Annotated in this window: 19 protein-coding genes; 4 read left to right on the top strand and 15 right to left on the bottom strand. The window is 68.7% G+C overall.

Annotated features, from left to right (window positions below; all coding sequences use genetic code 11):
* Window positions 1-75: 75 nt before the first annotated feature.
* The 14 genes from C475_RS04615 to ahaH all read right to left on the bottom strand — a co-directional run bounded on the left by C475_RS04615 (window position 76) and on the right by ahaH (window position 14762).
* Window positions 76-468, bottom strand: a complete 393-nt coding sequence (locus C475_RS04615; protein ID WP_006882611.1) for a DUF6276 family protein — start codon at window positions 466-468, stop codon at window positions 76-78.
* Between the two features lie 86 nt (window positions 469-554).
* Window positions 555-1250: a V-type ATP synthase subunit D gene (locus C475_RS04610; protein WP_006882610.1), complete on the bottom strand. Its 696-nt coding sequence runs from the start codon at window positions 1248-1250 to the stop codon at window positions 555-557.
* A 241-nt stretch (window positions 1251-1491) separates the two neighbouring features.
* Complete coding sequence (locus C475_RS04605) at window positions 1492-2526, bottom strand: Brp/Blh family beta-carotene 15,15'-dioxygenase (RefSeq protein WP_006882609.1); 1035 nt, start codon at window positions 2524-2526, stop codon at window positions 1492-1494.
* A complete protein-coding gene (locus C475_RS04600) occupies window positions 2517-3239 on the bottom strand; it encodes a lycopene cyclase domain-containing protein (RefSeq protein ID WP_006882608.1) in 723 nt (240 codons plus the stop codon). Before C475_RS04600 ends, C475_RS04605 begins: the two co-directional genes overlap by 10 nt.
* Window positions 3240-3403: 164 nt before the next feature.
* On the bottom strand, window positions 3404-4186 hold the full coding sequence (locus tag C475_RS04595) for a bacteriorhodopsin (protein ID WP_082223244.1): 783 nt from the start codon (window positions 4184-4186) through the stop codon (window positions 3404-3406).
* Window positions 4187-4387: 201 nt separating this feature from the next.
* The gene (locus tag C475_RS04590; RefSeq protein WP_082223243.1) at window positions 4388-6379 is read right to left on the bottom strand and encodes a bacterio-opsin activator domain-containing protein; all 1992 of its coding nucleotides are present in this window, start codon (window positions 6377-6379) and stop codon (window positions 4388-4390) included.
* A gap of 202 nt (window positions 6380-6581) precedes the next feature.
* Complete coding sequence (locus C475_RS04585; RefSeq protein ID WP_006882605.1) at window positions 6582-7997, bottom strand: ATP synthase subunit B; 1416 nt, start codon at window positions 7995-7997, stop codon at window positions 6582-6584.
* A 2-nt stretch (window positions 7998-7999) separates the two neighbouring features.
* A complete protein-coding gene (locus tag C475_RS04580) occupies window positions 8000-9778 on the bottom strand; it encodes a V-type ATP synthase subunit A (RefSeq protein ID WP_006882604.1) in 1779 nt (592 codons plus the stop codon).
* 1 nt (window position 9779) lies between these two features.
* Window positions 9780-10103 carry a V-type ATP synthase subunit F gene (locus C475_RS04575; protein WP_006882603.1) on the bottom strand — a complete coding sequence of 108 codons (324 nt, stop codon included), beginning with the start codon at window positions 10101-10103 and terminating at the stop codon, window positions 9780-9782.
* On the bottom strand, window positions 10100-11158 hold the full coding sequence (locus C475_RS04570) for a V-type ATP synthase subunit C (RefSeq protein WP_006882602.1): 1059 nt from the start codon (window positions 11156-11158) through the stop codon (window positions 10100-10102). The genes C475_RS04575 and C475_RS04570 overlap by 4 nt, the downstream gene beginning before the upstream one ends.
* Window positions 11155-11733, bottom strand: a complete 579-nt coding sequence (locus C475_RS04565) for a V-type ATP synthase subunit E (RefSeq protein ID WP_006882601.1) — start codon at window positions 11731-11733, stop codon at window positions 11155-11157. Before C475_RS04565 ends, C475_RS04570 begins: the two co-directional genes overlap by 4 nt.
* A 26-nt stretch (window positions 11734-11759) precedes the next feature.
* On the bottom strand, window positions 11760-12017 hold the full coding sequence (locus C475_RS04560) for an ATP synthase subunit K (RefSeq protein ID WP_049930067.1): 258 nt from the start codon (window positions 12015-12017) through the stop codon (window positions 11760-11762).
* A gap of 194 nt (window positions 12018-12211) precedes the next feature.
* On the bottom strand, window positions 12212-14443 hold the full coding sequence (locus C475_RS04555; RefSeq protein WP_049930065.1) for a V-type ATP synthase subunit I: 2232 nt from the start codon (window positions 14441-14443) through the stop codon (window positions 12212-12214).
* Window positions 14430-14762 carry an ATP synthase archaeal subunit H gene (gene ahaH / locus C475_RS04550; protein WP_006882598.1) on the bottom strand — a complete coding sequence of 111 codons (333 nt, stop codon included), beginning with the start codon at window positions 14760-14762 and terminating at the stop codon, window positions 14430-14432. Before ahaH ends, C475_RS04555 begins: the two co-directional genes overlap by 14 nt.
* A 199-nt stretch (window positions 14763-14961) precedes the next feature.
* Between ahaH and C475_RS04545 the strand changes: the two genes are divergently transcribed.
* Window positions 14962-15579, top strand: a complete 618-nt coding sequence (locus tag C475_RS04545) for a methyltransferase domain-containing protein (protein ID WP_006882597.1) — start codon at window positions 14962-14964, stop codon at window positions 15577-15579.
* 270 nt (window positions 15580-15849) lie between these two features.
* On the opposite strand, the gene C475_RS04540 is transcribed toward C475_RS04545, so the two are convergent.
* Window positions 15850-17145: a DUF7096 domain-containing protein gene (locus tag C475_RS04540; RefSeq protein ID WP_006882596.1), complete on the bottom strand. Its 1296-nt coding sequence runs from the start codon at window positions 17143-17145 to the stop codon at window positions 15850-15852.
* Window positions 17146-17289: 144 nt separating this feature from the next.
* On the opposite strand from C475_RS04540, the gene C475_RS24840 reads away from it, so the two are divergent.
* The 3 genes from C475_RS24840 to C475_RS04525 all read left to right on the top strand — a co-directional run bounded on the left by C475_RS24840 (window position 17290) and on the right by C475_RS04525 (window position 20516).
* Complete coding sequence (locus tag C475_RS24840; RefSeq protein ID WP_006882595.1) at window positions 17290-18672, top strand: helix-turn-helix transcriptional regulator; 1383 nt, start codon at window positions 17290-17292, stop codon at window positions 18670-18672.
* A gap of 102 nt (window positions 18673-18774) precedes the next feature.
* Window positions 18775-19566: an electron transfer flavoprotein subunit beta/FixA family protein gene (locus C475_RS04530; RefSeq protein WP_006882594.1), complete on the top strand. Its 792-nt coding sequence runs from the start codon at window positions 18775-18777 to the stop codon at window positions 19564-19566.
* On the top strand, window positions 19563-20516 hold the full coding sequence (locus tag C475_RS04525) for an electron transfer flavoprotein subunit alpha/FixB family protein (RefSeq protein ID WP_006882593.1): 954 nt from the start codon (window positions 19563-19565) through the stop codon (window positions 20514-20516). Before C475_RS04530 ends, C475_RS04525 begins: the two co-directional genes overlap by 4 nt.
* The last annotated feature ends 15 nt before the right edge of the window (window positions 20517-20531 follow it).

Below are 20531 nucleotides of genomic sequence, written 5' to 3'. Positions count from 1 at the left end.
CCTAACAGAGTAGGGCCGTGGACACATGCGCCGGAAAGCATGGCTTATCAGGTGGGAAACCGACCGACGCCGCGGTCACAGTAGCTGTTCGAGCTGGCGTCGACGGGTGCGCAGGTCGGCCTCGGCGTCGACCGTCGGGTCCTCGGCGAGGCGGTCGAGCGCAAGCAGCGGGTCGGTCCCCGCCCGCTCGACGGCCGCCAGTAGCTCGGAGATCTCCGATCGATTGGTCGCCAGCGACGGGATCAGCCCGACCATGAGGACGAACGGGACAGCCGCCTCGTCGTTCGACGGGACGGCGTCGCCGATGGCGGTGAAGTCGGGCAGGTCGGCCGGCGGATCGGCGACGGGCCGGAGGACGAGACACCGGGTACAGACCTCAGCGCCCACGTGCTCGCCGGGGAGAGCGTCGCGGTACTGCTCGGAGACGGCGAAGGCGAGCGTCGGCGCGCCGCAGTCGGGACAGGTCACGTCCGTGCGTGCGCGCGGAGCGGACTAAACGATGTCGGCGACAGAGAGACAGAGAGACAACGGTACAAAGCGGACGGGCGGCGTCGTCAGTCGTCGGCCGGGACGGGCTCTTCGGCCTCGTCTTCCGCTTCGGCCTCGGCGCGTTCCTCGTCTTCCTCGCGTTCCTTTTTGTCCTTGATCTTCTTCATGCGGAAGATCTCCTCGCGCTCCTGCTCTTCGAGCTTCTGCTCGATGTACTCCTCGTTGGCGCGCAACTCGGGCAGGAGCTTGAACTCCAGAGCGTTGACGCGGCGCTTGGTGGTCTCGATCTCGTCGAGCATCTTCTTCATCGCCGTCTCGACCTCGGCGGCGAGGATGATCTGGTCGAGCAGTTCCTCGTAGGCCTCGGCGGCCTCGTCGATGCGGGCGCTGGTGCCGAGGACGCCGTAACCCCGCTCGTCGAGGCTCTTGGAGACCTTTGTGGAGTCGATCTGAGGGATGTAGACGCCCATGACGCTCTTGGACTGGGTGGTCAGCTCGGGGTGTTCCTTGAGCGCGGCGGCCGCGCCCCGGACGGCCACGTCGCCGTCGAGCGCGCGGGCCATGTTGATCGCGTTCTGGGCTTCCTCGTACTTCTCGTCGAGGTCGGCGCGAACGTCCTGGGCCTCGTCGAGGATGTCCATGAACTCCATGATGAGGCCGTCGCGCTTCTGCTCCAGCGTGTCGTGCCCGCGCTCGGAGAGCTCGATGCGCTCCTCGATCTGCATGAGCTCCTTGCGAGTGGGTTTGACGTCCTCGGCCATTTGATCCGGGTTTGTCCGCGTAGGCAGTTAACCGTTTTCAGTCGAAGCGAGGTCGTGAGCGTAGCGAACGACCTCGAAAATGCGAGCGGTGACCGCAGGGAACCGCGAGCACCCCGGAAAGACGAGCGGGGAGCGCTAGCGACCCGCAGTCGAGCGGCGCGAGCGGAGTGAGCGCCGAACGGACGACTGCCTGGCCGCTCACGGACGGCTCCGCCGTCCGTTCGCGTCTTCGAGGCGCTCGCTACCAGTAGCCCGCGATCCGGTCGAGCCACGTCACGACGACCACGTGGGGCAGCGTCAACACGGCGATGGCGACCAGATAGACGCCGGTCGCGCCGGCCAGCGTCGGTTCGGGCGACGGCGCCGCCCACCACAGCGCCCCGCAGCCGACCAGAGCGACGAGCGTGGGCAGGGCGGCCTCGCGAGCGAACCGGCCGAGCGCGGGGGCGAGCCTGCCGGTTTCGAGCGCGTCGACGGCCCGGTCGTCCAGCGCGAGAGTGCGCGCGACGTGGCGGGGCGCGTGCCAGCAACAGAAGTACAGGCCGACGGCGAAGACGGGCGGGACGACGAGGAAATAGGTCCACAGCAGGCCCGTCTCCCCGGCGTCGATCGCCCACCCTCGCCGGTGGTCGGCCGCCCGATAGCCGGCCGCGAGCGTCGCGAGCGTCAGCGCCGCCAGCGCCGCGCCGAGCGCGGCTCGCGCGTCGGCGGCGAACGGCCACGCCGGCACCGAGCCGCCGAACGGGGCGACGAACGATTCGAGGACCGCACGGTAGCGCTCGGGGAACGCCAGTAGCGGGACGCCCATCGGGAGCGCGCCGCGGACGGCGAGGGTCAGCCCGCGCCGCCACCGCGCGTCGAGATGGTCGGCGTTCAGGACTTCGCGGAGCGGATGGATCTCGCCCTGCCCCCAGTGGAACCACGTCAGCGCGAGGAAGGCGGCCGCCGCGGCGAGGGGCGCGCGGAACCACGCGAGAGCGTAGGCGCCGCCGGCGACGAGGTAGACGACACCCACGACAGCGAGCCACCGAGGGGTCAGCCGCCCGGTCGCCGCCCGCGGAAGCGCCGCCCAGTCGACGGCGCCGTGTGGCATCCCGAAGACGACGACGCTGACGACCAGCGGGACGTACCGCCACGTCGGCGGGATCGACAGTCCGGCGGCGAACGCGAGCGTCGCGACGGCGACGGGAACCCAGGGGGCCCAGACCACGAGCGCGCGCAGGGGCGCGCGGGCGGCCGGCGGGACCCAGGCGGCCCGGTCGCGGGCTAGCGCCATCGGTGGATCACCCAGCGGAACAGGACGACGCCCTGGACGACGAAGCAGTTCGTCACGACGAAAAAGAGCATCTCCTCGACCGGGAGGCCGGCGACGGCCAGTCCCGTTGTGTAGGTGTCGGAGATGGTCCAGACGCCCGCTTGGATGGCCAGGCGGTCGACCGCCCAGAGGTACGCCGACGGGACCATCACCGCGGCGGCGACGCGGGCGCGGGCGCCCCAGAGGCACCGCCAGCCGACCGCCCACTGCAGCGCCAGTACCGGCCCCGCCCACGCGAGGATCGCGCCGAGGTACGTCGTCGCCGGCGCGGTCAGCGCGAGGAGGCCGACGACGCCGACGGCCAGCCCCGCCGCGGCGCCGAGGAGGCGGTCCCGCCACGTGTGAGAGACGCCTTCGAGGACCGGGCCGGTGACGTGGAGCGTCCACAGCGTCGTCAGCGCGGGCTGGAGGACGAAGAAGGCGATCTCCTCGTAGGGGACGCCCCACAGGCGGCCCGCGACCGTGCCTGCGCCGTAGGACCACACGCCCATCGAGATGAGCAGGCGGTCCCACGGCGTCGTGTACACCACCGCGAGGGTGGTGACGACCGCCAGCCCCGCCGCGCCGACCCGCCAGTCGACGCTGTCGCGACGGTGGTGGACCGTCGCCGTCAGCGCCGCCAGTACCGGCAGGACGTACAGCGCGTGGAACTGGACGTATGTCAACGAGCTCATCGAGTTGATCTCCGGAAACCGCGACCGTAGTCGGTTCGGGCCGATTCTCGGCCGTGATACTGTTCGGCGACGGTGGCCCGCGAGAGCGGACCGGCTCGGCTACCACCAAGTCGGCGTCGGACTACGTCACGTCGGCTGCGGGTCGGCGCGACGAGAGTGCTCGGTCAGTCGTCGGCGGTCGCGGTCGCGCCGGCGCCGGTCGCCGCCGAGACGTCGTCGAGGACCTGCCGGCTCGATAGCAGCAGGATGCCGAAGCCGACCTTCGCGACCAGGTCCAGCACCATGAACCCCGCCGTCTCGACGAACAGGACGCTCCCGCTGACCTCGGGGAGCAGCGCAAGTCCCTCGGTACCGGCCAGCCACCATACGGGGTAGACCAGCCAGACCGCGACGATCAGGTTGCGCAACTGCGCGAACTTCGCGCCCACGTCACTACCTAGCTCCTGTGCCTGCTCGGTGAGCGTCCCGAACAGGAAGTACAGCAACGCGAGCAGGAAGCCGGTGCTGATTCCCCACCAGATCAGCCGGCGGGCGCCGTCGTCGAGGCCGGCGACCGCGAAGTTCCCGCCGGCCAGCGTCGCGATCGCGCCGGTGCCGATCATCAGCGCGTCGAGGCTGACCAGCGTCGTCAGCTGGTTGCGGTTGGCCCGCGCCAGCAGTCCGAGGTCGATCAGCAACAGCGGCGTCGTGAACAACCAGTCCGTGTACCGGGCCCAGTAGATGCTGAGCTCCTCGCCGGCGACGTTGACCGTCGTGAGGCCGAACCCCGTCGCCATCGCGAGGTAGTTCACCCCGGCGATCGCCGTTATCAGTATCGTCACGATGTAGAATTCCTGGCGCTTCTGGTCTTCCTCACCCCAGCCGCGGGCGATGAAGTACAGCATACCCAGGAACATTCCTAGCGTCCCGATCCACAGCCAAATTTGCTCGCTCCCTGGTGATGGCATGACTACGATTGGTACTGGGGATTTTTGCCTCAAAAGAAAGGTGCCCAACTAGTTGGAGTAAGCTCAGATATCGACATTGTTTTGTCAGATACTGGTGGCGGCGTCGAGAACGTCTTTACCCCGGAAAGATGCCAACGACTCGTCTCGGTCGGGACACACGTACGGAACGCGAGGGGATATAATCGAGGGACGGCGGTGCGGTCAGCTGTACAGCTCTTCGAAGACCTTCCGCTGGGCGGCCCGGAGGTGCTGGTGGAACGTGGAGCGGCCGATGTCCATGGCGGCGGCCAGGTCCTCGCCGTTGGTCTCGCGAGGCCACTCGAAGAAGCCACCGACGATGGCGGTCTGGAGCGCGGTCGACTGGCGGTCGGTGAGCCGGTCGTCGATGCGGGCGCGCACGTCCTGGCGGCTCTCGGCCGGACGCTCGTGCTCGCGATAGGCCGACAGGTCCGCGCCGTCGATCCGGTCCTCGACGGCCTCGACGACCGTCCGCGGCTGGGCTTCGGGCGGGATCTCGACGGTCAGGTCGCCGGTGCCGCCCGCGGCCGACATCGCGGCGATGCGCCCGCCCCGCTCGAGCAGCAGCCGGACCAGCGGCGACTCCGAGACGGTAAACTCGACGACCGACCGACCGTCGCCGGACGTGACCGGGGTACACCCGATCACGTCCTCGCGGGCGGCGGCGGCCTCGACGACCGAGTCGGGGTCGGCGTCCGTCTCGAAGAAGAACGTCGTCGGTCCGGCCTCGCGCGTGACGGTGCCGGTGTGGACGAACTCGGCGTCGAGTTCGGCCGAGAGTCCGACGAAGAAGGGGGCGTCACCGGCCAGCGAGAACGCCAGCTCCGTCACGTCGTCCGATCCGAGCAACCGCTGGGAGGTCAGCGCGTGCAACGCCATGGCGGTCGACTGCGCGACCGCCGCGAGCACGCGCTGTTCGGGCTCGGGGAATCGGGCGTCCGGTCGGAGGCCGACGACGAGGACTCCGTACCCCACGTCGCCGTACTGTAACGGCAGGGCGGCCAGCCCGCCCGCGCCGCCGTCGACCAGCCCGTCGTACACCGACGGGACCGCGTCGGCGTCGACGAACTGCGCCTCGCCGGTCCGGGCCGCCCTCGCCGCCGGGTCCTCGCCGTCGACCGGGAGTTCGAGCGCGGGCGGGTCGGCGACGCCGGCCCAGGTACCCGGGGCGATCGTGTCGGTCGCGGGCTCGGCCTCGCCGACCCACGCCAGCGCGTACTCGTCGGTCTCGACCAGCCGGTCGGCGACCGCCCGCTCGACCGCAGAGCGGGCCTCCGCGCTCAGAAGCGCGCTGGTCACGTCCGTCAACAGGCCGTCCAGCCGGTCGAGCAGCGCCTCGACTTTCTGGCGTTCGGTTCTGGCCTTCTCGGCCTGGCGCTGGGCTTCGCGCTCGGCCTCGACGCGGTCGGTCACGTCCTCCTGGAAGCCGACGTAGTGGGTGACGGTCCCGTCCTCGCCGTGGATCGGCGCGATGTGGACGCGGTTCCAGAACTGCTCGCCGTCGTCGGTGTAGTTGACCAGTTCGACCGAGACGGGGTCGCCCTCGTCGATCGCCGCCGCCATCTCGGCGATCTTCGCCTCCTCGGACTCGTCGCCCTGCATGAAGTTGCAGTTGCGGCCGAGCACGTTCGCCTCGTCGTAGCCCGCCAGCTGTTCGAAGGCGTCGTTGACGTAGATCAGCGGCGTGTCCCGCCGTTTCCCGTCCGCGATGGTGATCCCCACCGGCGCCTCGTCCATCGCCCGGTCTTTCAGCTGTTCGGTCACCTCGGCGAACCGACGGTCGCCCGCCGCGACCGCCGCGTCGAGCCCGTCGACCAGCGCGCCCAGCTGCTTCTCCGCCGGGTCCCGCGGAACGTAGTCGGTCACTCCGGCGGCGATGGCGTCGCTCGCCAGGTGTTCGTCCCCGACCGCTGTGAAGACGATGAAGGGCAGGCCGTCGGTCCGCTCGCGCACGTCGGCCAGCAGGTCCAGCCCTGAGCTATCGGGAAGCCGCCGCTCGCTGACGACTGCGGCCGGGGGGTCGGTCTCGATGGCGTCCAGCGCCGCCGCCGCGTCCCGCGCCCGTTCGAAGGCGTAGCCCGCATCGCGGAGCGCGTCGGCGACCGGCGCCGCGCGCTCGTCGTCGGGATCGACGTACAGCACCCGTCGCCCCGCCCCCGCAGTGGAGCGAGTCATGCACCGAAGTACTTGCGGGTCCGTCAAGAGCGTTGTCCTCGCGCGGGCCCGCGGTCCTCCGGCCGACAGTGTTTCCCACCCCGAACGCGCAGGTAGCCGCGCCCGCGCGGAGACGACAGACGGGGGAGCGTCCGCACAGGGCGACGCGACGTGGCCACTGTGCCCGGTGGCGACGGAAAAACGTTCGTCCGCAACGGACGCCTCAGTCGGCGGCGACTTCGGCCTCGACGTCCTCGCGGTAGTACTCCGCGATGTTCTCCTCGTCGATGCGGTTGAGCTCGTCTTTGGGGAGCATCGAGAGCAGGTCCCAGCCGATGTCGAGCGTCTCTTCGATGTCGCGGTTCGTGTCGTACCCCTGCTGGACGAACTCCTCCTCGAACTGCTCGGCGAAGTCGAGGTACTTGTTGTCACGCTCCGAGAGGGCCTCGCGACCGACGATGTTCACGAGGTCGCGCAGGTCCTCACCCTCGGCGTAGGCGGCGTAGAGCTGGTCCGAGACGCCGCCGTGGTCGCCTCGGGTCAGCCCCTCGCCGATACCGTCGTCCATCAGCCGCGACAGCGACGGCAGCGGGTCGATCGGCGGCTGGATGCCCTCGCTGTTGAGGTCGCCGTCGATGAGGATCTGCCCCTCCGTGATGTACCCGGTCAGGTCCGGGATCGGGTGGGTGATGTCCTCGCTGGGCATCGTCAGGATGGGGATCTGCGTGATGGAGCCCTCCTCGCCCTTGATACGGCCGGCCCGCTCGTAGAGCTGGGCGAGGTCGGTGTACATGTACCCCGGGTAGCCACGACGGCCCGGGACCTCCTCGCGCGCCGCGCCGATCTCGCGCAGCGCCTCACAGTAGTTGGTCATGTCCGTGAGGATGACCAGCACGTGGTACCCCTTGTCGAAGGCGAGGTACTCCGCGGTCGTGAGCGCGAGCCGCGGCGTGACCGTCCGCTCGACGGCGGGGTCGTCCGCGAGGTTCATGAAGACGACCGAGCGTTCCAGCGCACCGGTGCGCTCGAAGTCGTCCATGAACTCGTTTGCCTCTTCGGCGGTGATACCCATCGCACCGAAGATCACCGCGAACTCGGAGCCGTCATCGTCGCCCTCGTCGCCCTCTTCCTCCGGAACGGACGCCTGACGGGCGATCTGCAGCGCCAGGTCGTTGTGGGGCAGTCCCGCACCCGAGAAGATGGGGAGCTTCTGGCCGCGGACGAGCGTGTTCATGCCGTCGATGGCCGAGACGCCCGTCTGGATGAAGTCCTCGGGGTACTCGCGGGAGTAGGGGTTGATCGCTTCGCCGACGATGTCCCGTCGCTCGTCGGGGACGATGTCGGGGCCGCCGTCGATGGGGTTGCCCGACCCGTCGAGGACGCGGCCGAGCAGGTCCTCGGTGACGGGCATCTTCATCGTCTCGCCGAGGAACCGGACCGAGGAGTTCGTGTCGATGCCCTCGGTGCCCTCGAACACCTGGATGGCGACGTGGTCCGACGAGGAGTCGAGCACCTGGCCGCGGCGCGTCTCGCCGTCGCCGGTCTCGATCTCGACGATCTCGTCGTAGCCGATCGGCTCGTCGGTCTCGACGTGGACCAGCGGACCGCTGATTTCCGTGATTGTCTGGTATTCTTTCATCGTTAGTACAGGGAGCGCAGTTGTTCGGTGATGTCGTCTTCGAGCTGGTCGACGAACTCGTCGACCTCGTCGTCGGGCGTCGTGCCGATGCGGTTGAGCCGCGGGGCGGCGTCGATGCCCGTGATCTCCTCGATCGGGACGCCCGCCTCGAGCGCGTCCTCCGCCTCGTCGTTGAACGTCCGGATCGCGCCGAGGATCCGGTAGGTCTTGTGGGGCGGACAGTAGCGGTCGACGTCGTGCAGCGCGTTCTGCTGGAGCCACGCCTCCTTGATGAAGCGAGCGATCTCCAGGGTCAGCTGCTGGTCTTCGGGCAGGGCGTCCTTGCCGACGAGCTGGACGACCTCCTGCAGTTCGCCGTCCTCGTCGGGCACGTCGATGCCCCACTGGCGCTGCTCCGGCCAGTCGTCGGCGACGTTGTCCTCGAACCACGGGTCCAGCTGGTCCCGATACAGCGAGTACGAGTCGTTCCAGTCGATCGCCGGGAAGTGTCGCTTCTCGGCGAGGTCGGAGTCCAGCGCCCAGAACGTCTTGACGATGCGCAGCGTGTTCTGGGTGACCGGCTCGGAGAAGTCACCGCCGGGCGGCGAGACGGCGCCGATCGCCGAAATCGAGCCCTCGGTGCCGTTGATGTTGTCGAAGTAGCCGGCCCGCTCGTAGAACTGCGACAGGCGGGCGGCCAGGTACGCGGGGTAGCCCTCCTCGCCGGGCATCTCCTCGAGCCGCGAGGAGATCTCGCGCATGGCCTCGGCCCACCGCGAGGTGGAGTCGGCCATCAGCGCCACGTCGTAGCCCATGTCGCGGTAGTGCTCCGCGATGGTGATCCCGGTGTACACGCAGGATTCGCGCGCTGCGACGGGCATGTTCGACGTGTTGGCGATGAGGCACGTCCGGGCCATCAGCGCGTTCCCGGTCTGGGGGTCCGGAAGCTCCGGGAAGTCGTCGATGACCTCGGTCATCTCGTTGCCTCGCTCGCCACAGCCGATGTAGACGACGATGTCCGCGTCGGCGAACTTCGCCAGGCTCTGCTGGGTGACGGTCTTCCCGGAGCCGAAGGGCCCCGGGATGGCCGCTGTCCCGCCCTTCGCGAGCGGGAACAGGCCGTCGAGGATGCGCTGACCCGACGTGAGCGGCTCCGTCGGCGTCTGCTTGTCCTCGGTTGGTCGGGCCTCGCGGACCGGCCACTCCTGGCGCATCTGGATCTCGGTCCCGTCGTCGAGCTCGGCGACGGTGTCCTCGACGGTGAAGTTGCCCGACTCGATCGAGACGACTTCGGCCTTCTCGTCGTCTTCAAGCGCGCCCGGCGGCACCATCACCTTGTGGTCGATACTGGGCGTCTCGGGGACGATCCCGACGATGTCGCCGCGGCCGACCACGTCGCCCTCCTCGACTTCGGGGGTGAACTCCCAGGTCTTCTCCAGGTCGATACCGGGGGCGTCGACGCCACGGTCGAGGAACGCCGACCCCATCTTGTCTTCGAGGACGTCGAGCGGGCGCTGGACGCCGTCGTAGATGGAGTCCAGCATGCCCGGGCCGAGGTCGACCGACAGCGGCGCGCCCGTCCCCTCGACGGGTTCGCCGGGCGAGACCGCGGAGGTCTCCTCGTAGACCTGGATCGTCGTAATCTTCCCTTCGATCTCGATGACCTCGCCCATCAGTCCCTCTTCGCCGACGTAGACGACGTCGTTCATCTTCGCGTCGAGGTTCTTGGCCGTGACGACCGGCCCCGACACGCTCTCGATGACGCCGTCCTCGCGAACGGTCGTGTCTGTTGCTTGGCTCATGTTAGTCTTCCTCCATCAGGTCGATGCCGATGGCGCGTTTGATCTGCTCGCGCAGTCCGCTGGAGCCGGCCTCGCCACCGAGGGTGACCAGCACCGGCTCCACGCTCGTTTCGACGTCCGAACGGACGCCCCGGGAGAGGTGTTCGAGGTCCTCGTCGTGCATCACGAGGATGCCGACGTTGTCGTCGTCGAGCATCTCCCGGACCGCGTCGTCGAGCTGTTCGTCCTTGTCGTCGTCGGGCACGTCCGCGAACTCGCGCACCCCGGCGAGTCGGAAGCCGGTCGTGAAGTCCGGACTGCCGACGACGGCGATCTCCTGGCTCATCGTACCACCAGTTCCTCCTGGATCTGCTCCGGCGAGAGACCCGCCTCTCGACCGCGCGCGACCGCGCGGATGTTGTTGATCTCCCGCTCCTTGGCGAGCACGTACGACAGCACCGGACAGACGGAGAGCGGATAGCGGTTGGAAAGCGTGTCGGCGTACGCCAGCAACGCCGCGTCCAGCGCGTGCTCGAAATCGATGAGGCTGTCGGCGTCGTCGAGCACGCGCAGCGCCTCGTCGAGGTCCTTACCGTAGGTGCTCGACCCGATCCGCTCGACCAGCGCCGCCTCGTCCTCGACCAGTTGGCGCAGCTCCTCGGCGTCGAACAGCCGACCGCCCTCGATGAAGTACTCCGCCGGGTCCATCTCCGTCTCCGTCCGCGCGAGCCGGAGGACGTTCCGGACGTTCCGGAAGTCGATCTCCGCCCGCAGGAACTGCACGTACAGCTCCGTGGGCTGGTCGGGATTTCTCGGCAGGTCGTCGATGAGCGTCTCGTAGAACGTCCGGTCGACCGCGTTCTCCAGCGGCACCAACAGTCCGGTCGACTCGTAGTCCTCGACGGCCGCTTCGAGCGGCTCGCCGAAGATGGTCCCCTCGAGCGCGGCGACGACGTCGTCGACCGACTCGGCCCCGAGCAGTCGCGTTAGCAGGTCTTCGGAGAACTCGCCCGCCCGAATGAGGTCGTCCTCGACGTCGGTCGCGTCGGCGCCCGAGTAGACGCCGCGCAGGACCGTCTTGACGTTCCAGGCGTCGAACTTGCGGAGGTACCGGACGACGTAGTCGTACAGTTTCCCGTCCGACCAGCGCAGCAGGTCCTCGAAGTGCTTGGCGAGGTTCTGGTTGAGCGCGTACTCGATGAGGTCCACGCCGTCGTGGCGGGCACCGAGCCGGTTCATCTCCGTCTCGTACTCCGATTCCTCCATGAAGCGGGCGATCTCGCCCGGCCCCATGCGGACCAGCTTCCGGTAGTCGTCGTCGTCGAACAGCGACGCCCGACGGGACCGCACGCGGGCGTTGACGTACTCGTAGTTGCTCGTCTGTTGGTCCGGCGCGCTCATTGGTCTTCGAACAGGCGGGTGCTGATCTCCCGGAGTTCGTCCTCCCAGACGTCCTCCAGCACCGAGTCGAACGTGTTGTTCACCCGGACCCGCGAGGCCTCGCTCTCGACGACGACCCCGCCGAGACAGTCGCGCTCGCCGGCGTACTCGTAGCCGTGCTCCGCGGCCAGGTCGGTCAGCAGTTCCTCGTCGTCGGCGCGACCGTACACCCGCACGTCGTCGCCGTCGAACTCCTCGCTGGCGGCGTCCAGCAGGGCCCGCGTCAGCTCCTCGCGATCGTCGCCGTCGAGCGCCGTCAGCTCGTCCTCGACGGTCGCGCGGACCTCCTGAAGCACGTCCCGGCGAGCGCCGAGGCGCTCCTGTTTGGCCTCGAGGTTCGCGCTCGACAGCATCTGCTCGCGCTCCTGCTCGATCGTGGCCTCGACCTCCTCGGCGCGCTCGTCGCGGATGGCCTCGGCGTCGGCCTCGGCGTCTTCGATGATCTCCGTCGCCTGTGCCTCGGCGTCGGCCCGAACTTCCTCCGCACGCGCGCGGGCCTCGTCTCGAATGTCCTCTACGACTGTATCGAGGCTCATGTGTAGTGAAAGGGTTCTCGGTGCGGTTACTGCGCGATGAAGATCGTCACGAACGCGATAATGACGAGCGTCTCCGGGAGCGCTGTGAAGATCAGTGCCGGGACGAACACGTCGTCGTCCTCCGCGACGGCACCGACTGCCGCCGACCCGATACCCCGCTGGGCGTAGCCCGTCGCGAGCGCGCCGAGACCGACCGCGATCGCCGCGGCGCCCTGGTTCTCGAGCACGGGGCTGCTACCCTGCTGCAGTGCGAATGCCGCCATCTGTGAGATGTTTTCGATCATTGTTGTGATGGATGCCGGGATTGGTTTCCGTACAGGGTGACGTTTGCTCTATGCGGGCCATAAAGGTTCTCAAATCCGCCGGAAGATACGCCCAATCCGGACGTCTCTCCGTGTGTCGCAGTGGCAGTCCCTCAGCGGGACCGGGCTCGTTCGAAACCACCGAAACCCGAACGGTCGCAGGGGGGACGAACGCGCTACTGGTCGCGGGTGTAGACCCGTTCGCGCCCGAACGGCGAGTAGCTCTCGCCGTTACCGTCGTAGAACTTCTCGAAGAACTCGAAGTACTCCAGGCGAATGGACTGGATACCCGAGGAGGTCACGCCGAGGATGAGCACGACGATGTGGCCGAGGATCAACACGAGCACCCCGAACACCAGCATCGCCGGGCTGCCGTGGAACATCCCGCCGAAGATGACCGTCGCACCTTCGTAGTTGCTCTGGACGTACTGCGGACCGTAGTCCAGCATGTAGTGGAACTCGCCGTGGTGCTCGTAGGCGCCGAAGAAGAGCAGGTTGACCGCGAAGGCCATCCCCGCCTTGGCGAGCAACACCGCGGCGATCCGCAGATACGACAGCGCGTGGGCCAGCACGACGTGGATCTCGACGAGTTCGTGGGCCGGCCCGAGCGCGAGCAGGGCCATCCCGGCGAACACCATCACGCCGCCGACGATCCCGACCTCGGCCGGGAAGCCGGCGAAACCGAGATGGAAGGCGGCGTTCTCGCCCTCGTTGAAGACCTGAAAGAGGAAGTCGGGCTTGGCGCCGTCGAAGAGAGTACTGAAGACGAACAGCCACAGGCCGTTCAGCGCCAGGATCCACGAGCCGCTCTCGATGATGGCCTCCTTGACGCCGTGGAGCTGGGTGTTCTCGACGAACGAGAGAGCGTACGCCGTGTTGAGGTGGAGGATGCCGAACAGCACGGTCACCACGAACCACGCACGGGCCCAGTAGCCGGTGGCCGGCGAGAGGCCCTTCTCGATGGGCGGGTGGGACATGCCGAGGCCGTTGACCCACAGCTGCTCACCGAGGATGTGCAGTCCGAATATCTCGCCGTAGAGGACGCCGAATATCGTCGTCGACACACCGGCGGCGATCGTGATGATGCCGAGGTTCGAGAAGGCGTCGGAGTCGAAGTTCGCGTAGATGTAGTAGCCGATCGCGGTGTAGATGACACCGTACCCGGTGTCCCCGATGATGAAGCCGAACATCAGCGGGAAGGTCAGGAAGAGGAGGATCGTCGGGTCGAACTCGGAGTAGTTCGGACGCCCGACGGCGCGGGTCAGCAGTTCGAACGGCCGGATCGTGCTGGGGTTGTCCTGGACCGTCGGCGGCTCGTCCTCACCGCCCATCGTGACGGTCCCACCGTCGGCCCGCGCCTGCTGGGGCTCCGCGTCGGACTCCGCCTCGGACTCCTCGTCGTCGACCGTTTCGGCGGGCGGCTCGGCGTCGATCGCGCCCGCCTGCTCGGTCTCGGCCGCGGCGGCGTCGGTGTGGCCGTGGCCGTGGCGGTCGTAGGCGGCCACCTCGAGCTCCTCGACGTGGACGTGCCCGTCGACCGCCTCGTTGACGGTCGTCTCGAACGCCTCGACCCGTTCGCTCGGGAGCCACCCCTCGGCGACGAAGGCGTTGTCGGTCGTCGCGAAGGAGAGTGGCGCCTCGGCCTTCTGGGCTTCGACGGCGAGTTTCTCCTCGGCGGCCAGCAGGAAGCCGGCCACGTCGTAGCGCAGATCCTCGAGTTGGCCCTCGACCGTCGAGAGGTTCGACTCGATCTTCTGTCGCTCGTGGCGCAGCTCGTCGAGGTACTCCTCGGGGTCGCCCTCGCCGTCGGGGACCTCCAGCGCGGAGACGTCGGCCTCGACGAGCGCGCTCTGGAGCGTCCGCTCGTCGGTGCGCGCGAACGCGGCGACGACGCCGTTCCCGGCGAAGACCTGCGAGGGCGCCTCGATGTCGGCCAGCACGCGCTCGACCGAGTCCGCGTCGCCCTCGCCGACCTGCACGGCCAGCGAGTCGTAGCCGTACAGCAGGTCGAGGTCGATGCCGAGGTCGGCGAACGGCTCCATCGCGTCGATGCGCTCGCGAACGTCGCGGAGATCGCTCTCCAGGTTCGACCGGCGGTCCTCGAGTTCGTTGACCTCCGTCCGGACCTCCTCGAGTTCGCTCTCGAGCTGTTCGTCTTTCAGGATCCGGCTGGGCCCGGCGTCCTCGTCCTCGACGCCGAGGATGGACTGCAGCGAGCGGACGGTGACGAGCATCTCGGAGGCCTCGTCGCCGCCGGCCATCGGGTTGCCGTTGTCGAAGCCGTCCCAGTGGCCCTCGTAGTCGTTGAGGTGGAGGACGTTGAGGTCGTGGGTCGTCTCGACGACGTCGCCCATGACCGAGCGCGCCCCGGTCACGGACACCTTGCTCATTCGCTTAGGTCTGAGCATGCACCGCCTCCTCGAACTGTGTCACCACGTACTCGACGACCGCCTCCTCGCGTCCCTCGGCGCGCGCCTCGAGCGCCTCACGCTCCTCGGCACCCTCTTCGAGGATGCGTTCGCGCTCGGCCCCGATCTCTTCGCGCGCGTCCTCGAGACGCTCGTCTGCCTCCGCGTCGGCCTCCTCTCGGGCTCGCTCGCGTATCTCGTCGGCCTCCTCGCGGGCCTCGGCGACCGTCTCCTCGGCGTCCTCCTCGGCCTCGGCGACGATCTCGTCCGCCTCCTGTTCGGCGTCTTTGACTCGGTCGAGAACCTCTGGCCTTGGCATTTGCTAATCGTGGGGAGATCGGTTCAGGGCCTATTTGGTAGTTGCGAAGTGTCCCCGGTCGAGCGTCGGGTAACGGGCCCGTACGACGGCGTCGAGACGCCAGCCCGCGGGCGACTCGCCCCGGGACGACGGCGCCGCTCCCCCCGGAGAGGCGTCGGAAAACGGGGGAACTATGCCGATCTGGACCCAACGTCCGCCAATGGCCGTCCAGGACAAGACGCGCGCCCGGATCTTTTACAAGTACCTCTCGAAGGTGTACGACCAGGTCAACCCGTTCATCTGGAACGAGGAGATGCGGACGGAGGCGCTCGACCTCTTGGACATCGCGTCCGACGACCGCGTCCTCGACGTGGGCTGTGGCACCGGCTTCGCCACCGAGGGCATCCTCGAACGCACCGACAACGTCCACGGCCTCGACCAGAGCGTCCACCAGATGGAGAAGGCCTGGCAGAAGCTCGGCAAACACGACCCCGTCAGCTTCTACCGCGGCGACGCCGAGCGCCTGCCGTTCAAAGACGACACCTTCGACGTGGTGTGGTCGTCGGGGTCGATTGAGTACTGGCCCGACCCCGTCGCGGCGCTCGCGGAGTGTCGCCGCATCGCGAAACCCGGCGGACAGGTCCTTATCGTCGGCCCGAACTACCCCTCCAACACCGTCTTCCAGAAGCTCGCCGACGCGTTCATGCTGTTCTACGGCGAGGACGAGGCCGACCGGATGTTCCGCGAGGCGGGCTACGAGCAGTTCCGCCACGTGACGATGGGACCCTCCTACAGCCCGAAAGTGGCGATCACGACCGTCGCCGAAGTCCCCGAGTAGCGGACTCGCGAGCGGAGCGAGCGCTTTTCCGCCACCGGGAGAGCAAGCTCTCCCGAGCCCTGTGTCCGAAAAGCAGAGATTTTCGACATGACGAGAGAGCGTCGCTCTCTCGAACCACTTCGCTTCGCTCAGCAGGACCACGTTTTTGCGCGAGCGGCGGGTCGCGGGCCGAGGGCCCGCGACCGTATGTCGTGGCGGCGTAGCCGCCACGCAGTGCCCGTAGCGAGCGGCGCGGACAGTTTTCGGTGAGAACGGTTCCGAGAGTGGGATTTAGCTCGCGAAGAAGCGGTCGCGAACCGTCCGGCCGTCGCTGGTCGTGACCTCGAGACGGACCGCCTGTTTCGGGGTGAGCGTCCAGAGCTCGCCGTCGGCGCCGGTCGATCCGACATCGTCGCCGTTGATGGTCACGTTCGCTTCGAGGGCGTCGCCGGTCAGGTTGTCACGGACCGATATCTGCATCGGGCCGGTCGCGTGCGTTCGGTTTACCGTCAGTTCGACGCCCTGGCTCGCGTTCGTCGTGGCGGTTCTGGGCGTGGCTTCGAGGGATTTGGTCTGTATCTCGCGGAACGGCGACTCCGTGCGCCCGTCGAGGTAGGTACCGAGCGAGCCGTGGGAGTGGCGCAGCGACACGTAGTAGATGGAGGTGTTCCCGATGCCCTCGACGTTCGGGCCGGAGCGGCTGTTGGAACTCGCCCACGGGTAGAGCTCCGTCATCCGGCTGACCGCGGCCACGACGCCGTTGGGCGAGCCCTCCGTGACGAACAGGTCAGGTCCGACCTCTTCGCGGTTCTGGCCGAGATAGGCTTCGCGGTAGTACTGCGACCGGTCGACCGACGACAGTACGATGCCCGTCTGTGACGTGACCGCGTAGACCGGAACGGGCGGGCGTTCGCCCGCCATGGCCGCTCCGACCTGGGCGCGCACGGGCCCCCGCAACGAGAGCAGATCGCCCTCGAGGTTGTTCATCTTCGTGTCCAGCCCCGAGGGCAGTTCCAGCCCGGTCGCGCCGCGGATCCGGGTGAACCGGTCGCCGACGACGCGGGCGGCCCTATCGATCGCGGCGACTTCCCGCAGGAACTCCCCCTCGCTGACCTCTCCGGCGTTGTAGTCGTCGAGGAGCCGGTTGCGCCGGAGTTCGAGCCGCTGGACGCGCTCGCCGAGGCGGCTGACCTCCTCGCGGAGGAGCGCCGTCCGCGGGCGCTCTTTGGTCGTGTTCTCGTAGCGCCGTTCGAACGTGAGCGACGCGTACTCCCCCTGGAGGGCGGCCACGTCCCGCTGGAGGGCGCCGCCGACGTTCAGCCCGGCCCGCTGGTAGTCAGCGGTCTCGACGGCCTCGTCGTTGATCCCGAGGTAGTTCGACCTGTTCTGTTGGGCAGCCGCGTCGGTCGGGGCGCTCTGCTGGGCGGCGACCGACGCGCCCGGCGTCGGTCCGCCGTCGGGTTCGAGTGCGCGCTCGGGGAGGGAAGCGGAGCCCGTTCCGAGCGATCCCGCGGCGACCACCTGTGTCGCCGGTGCCGCCACGAGCAGCGCCAGGACCGCGAGGAGGACAGGGCGGTTCTGAGACATCGGATGCCCTCTTTCGTCGCCAATTACAAAAACCCATCTACTCGCGATACCGACGCGAGGCGTAGAGAGGGCCGCAGACGTTTCAAAAGCAACGGAGACGTTTTAATGAAAAGCGTTTTCCGCTCCGGCCGAAATGAGTCGAGTATGTCCCCGCGGTCGTTCGCCGTCGTCGTCACCGCACTCCTCCTCCTCCTCCCGGTCGGGGTCGCCCCGGCCGCGGCGCTCGGAGCCGCGGAGGCCACGGGTCCGGCAGTCCACTCCGGGATGGTCGGCGCGAACGCCGCCCCGCACAACGACTCCATCGCTCAGGGAGAGATCGAGATGCGGATCGAGGTGGCCGCCGACGGCGACGCCCGGTGGCGCGTGAAGACCGTCGTGTCCGACTCGATCACGACCGCCGACGAGCGGCGGGCGTTCCGCGATTTCGTCGACGAGTTCAACGAGAGCGAGTCGCCGCTCGTCCTCGACTCGTTCGTCGAGGCCGCCGACAACGCCAGTCGCGTGACCGGCCGCGAGATGACGATCCGGAACGTCGAGCGCCATCACGCGCTGCACGACGGGACCGGTGCCGTCTGGACGACGTTCACGTGGACGAACTTCGGACGGACGAACGGCGACCTGCTCTCCGTCGACGACGCGTTCAACACCTCTTCGGGCGCGTGGCTCTCGTCGCTGTCGGAGAGCGAGACGCTGGTCGTCGTTCCGCCCGACGGATACGGTATCAGCAGCGTGCCGACGAGCGGCGCCGCCGCGGCGTCGAGTCTCGCGGGCGGCGTCGCCACGTGGGAGGGGCCACAGAACTTCGGCCAACGCGGCCCGTGGATCGTCTACTCCGGCGACGCTGCGACCCAGACGCCCACGACCCAACCGCCGACGGTGACGCCGACCGGGAGCCCCGACGGTCCCACGACGGGCACGGGAACGGGGCCCGGCGGCCCAGGCAGTGACGGCGACGGCCTTCTGGGCGCGCTGCCGTTCGTCGTCGTCGTCGTCCTCGGCGGGGCGAGCGCCGCCGTACTCGTCGCGTACATGCGCCGCGAGGACGACGGAGACGGCCTCGGCGGACTCATCGGCTCGGGCGGCGGACCCGAGGCCGGCGCGGCGGCTGCCGACGGCGCCGCGGCCGACGGCGAGACGGCCGGGACCGCCGCCGACGGCGTCGCGCCGACGGAGGACGCGGCCAGCGCCGGCGTCGCCGGTGGAGCCGCGGGGGCGAACGGGTCGGCCGCCGCCGCCGGTGCCGACGCGGGCACGGACGCCGAGACGACCGACGAGACCGGCGAGTCCGACGACGGCATCGACGAGGAACTGCTCAGCGACGAGGAGCGCGTCGAGCGACTGATCGAGCAAAACGGCGGCCGGATGAAACAGGCGGCCATCGTCCAGGAGACCGGGTGGTCGAACGCGAAGGTCTCGCAGTTGCTCTCGGCCATGGACGACGACGACCGGATCGACAAGCTCCGGATCGGCCGGGAGAACCTCATCTCGTTCCCCGACGAGGACGTGACCGACCTCGACTCCGAGTAGGCCGGGTGTACTCCGGACAGGACCGCGTTTCGCCGCGAAAACGCCGAACAACGACCGATCCCTCGGAAACGTTTAACCGCCGAGCGGGCCAACCGTCGAGCTATGAAGGTCCTCGTCACAGTGACGGACGTGGCGGTCGTCGACGACGAGTTCGAGATCGACGGGCTCGACGTCGACGAGCGGTATCTCACTTACGAGCTCAACGAGTGGGACGACTACGCCGTCGAGGAAGCGGTACAGATCGCGGAGGACGGCGAGGACGTGGAGGTCGTCACCGTCACCGTCGGTCCCGAGCGCTCGGAGGAGGCCGTTCGGAAGGCGCTGGCGAAGGGCGCCGACCGCGCGGTCCGCGTCTGGGACGACGCCATCGCCGAGCGGGACCTGCTCGACGCCGAGACGAAGGCGTCGCTGCTCGCCGCGGTCGCCCGCGAGGAGGAACCCGACCTGGTACTCTCGGGCGTCCAGAGCGGCGACGACAGCTTCGCCGCCACGGGGGTGACGCTCGCCGAGAAGCTCGGCGACGAGTGGGCCGCGGTCGTCAATCAGCTCGAACTCGACGCCGATGGCGGCGTCGCCTCGGTCCACCGCGAACTGGAGGGCGGGGTCGAGGAGCTGACCGACGTGGAGTTGCCCGCCGTGTTGACCATCCAGACGGGGATCAACGAGCCGCGCTACGCCAGCCTCCGGGGCATCCGCCAGGCCCAGAACAAACCGCTCGACGTGCGGACGCTCGCCGATCTGGGGCTCGACGAGAGCGCGCTGGAGACGCCGCTGCGCTGGACGGCGACCGACGAGCCCGAGGCGGAGGGCGAGGCGACCGTCTTCGAGGGCGGCGCCGACGAGACGGCGGGTGAACTCGCCGCGGTCCTCCGCGATGCGGGGGTGGGCCAATGACGGTGCTGGCCGTCGCCGAGCACCGCCGCGGCGAACTGCGCGACGTGAGCCACGAACTCGCGGGCGCCGGCCGCGAGCTGGCCGACGCCACCGATTCGGAACTCCACCTCGCGGTCGTCGGCGGCGACGTGGAATCGTTCGGCGAGGCGCTCGTCCGCGAGGGGGTCGACGCCGTCCACACCGTCGACCACGGCGAGGAGTTCAACCACGACGTGTCCGTCCAGGCCGTCGAGGGGCTGGCCGACGGGCTGGACCCCGACTATCTGCTCCTGCCCCACACCGTCAACGGACTGGACTACGCGCCGGCCGTGGCCGAGCGGCTGGACCTGCCGATCGTGACCGACGCTGTCGACATGGATGTCGACGGTAATCTCGTCGTCACCCGCGAGATGTACGGCTCGAAGGTCGAGACGACGATCGAAGTCGAGGCCGACCGCGCCGTCGTGACGCTCCGACCGGCCGAGTGGCCACAGGCGCCGAAAGGCGGCGACGCGACCGTCGAGCCGTTCGACGTGACCGTCGACGAGTCCGCGGTGCGGTCGACCGTCACCGGCTTCGAAGAGGTCGCGGGCGGCGACGTGGACATCTCGGAGGCCGACGTGCTGGTGTCGGTGGGCCGTGGCATCGAGGAGGAGGACAACCTCGACATCGTCTGGGACCTGGCGGAGGCGCTGGACGCGACCGTCTCGGCCTCCCGCCCCGTCGTCGACAGCGGCTGGCTCCCGAAGAACCGCCAGGTCGGCCAGAGCGGCAAAGTGGTGACGCCCGACGTGTACATCGCGATCGGTATCTCGGGCGCGGTCCAGCACGTCGCCGGGATGAAAGGCGCGGACACGATCATCGCGATCAACAAAGACCCCAACGCCCCAATCTTCGACATCGCCGACTACGGCATCGTCGACGACCTGTTCGAGGTCGTGCCGGCGCTGACCGAACAGTTCGGCGGGTAGCGTCCACTCTGCGGG

The organism is Halosimplex carlsbadense 2-9-1 (assembly GCF_000337455.1).
GTDB lineage: Archaea > Halobacteriota > Halobacteria > Halobacteriales > Haloarculaceae > Halosimplex > Halosimplex carlsbadense.
Note: the sequence above shows the minus strand (reverse complement) of the source record. Positions and strands in the feature narration are given on the sequence as shown.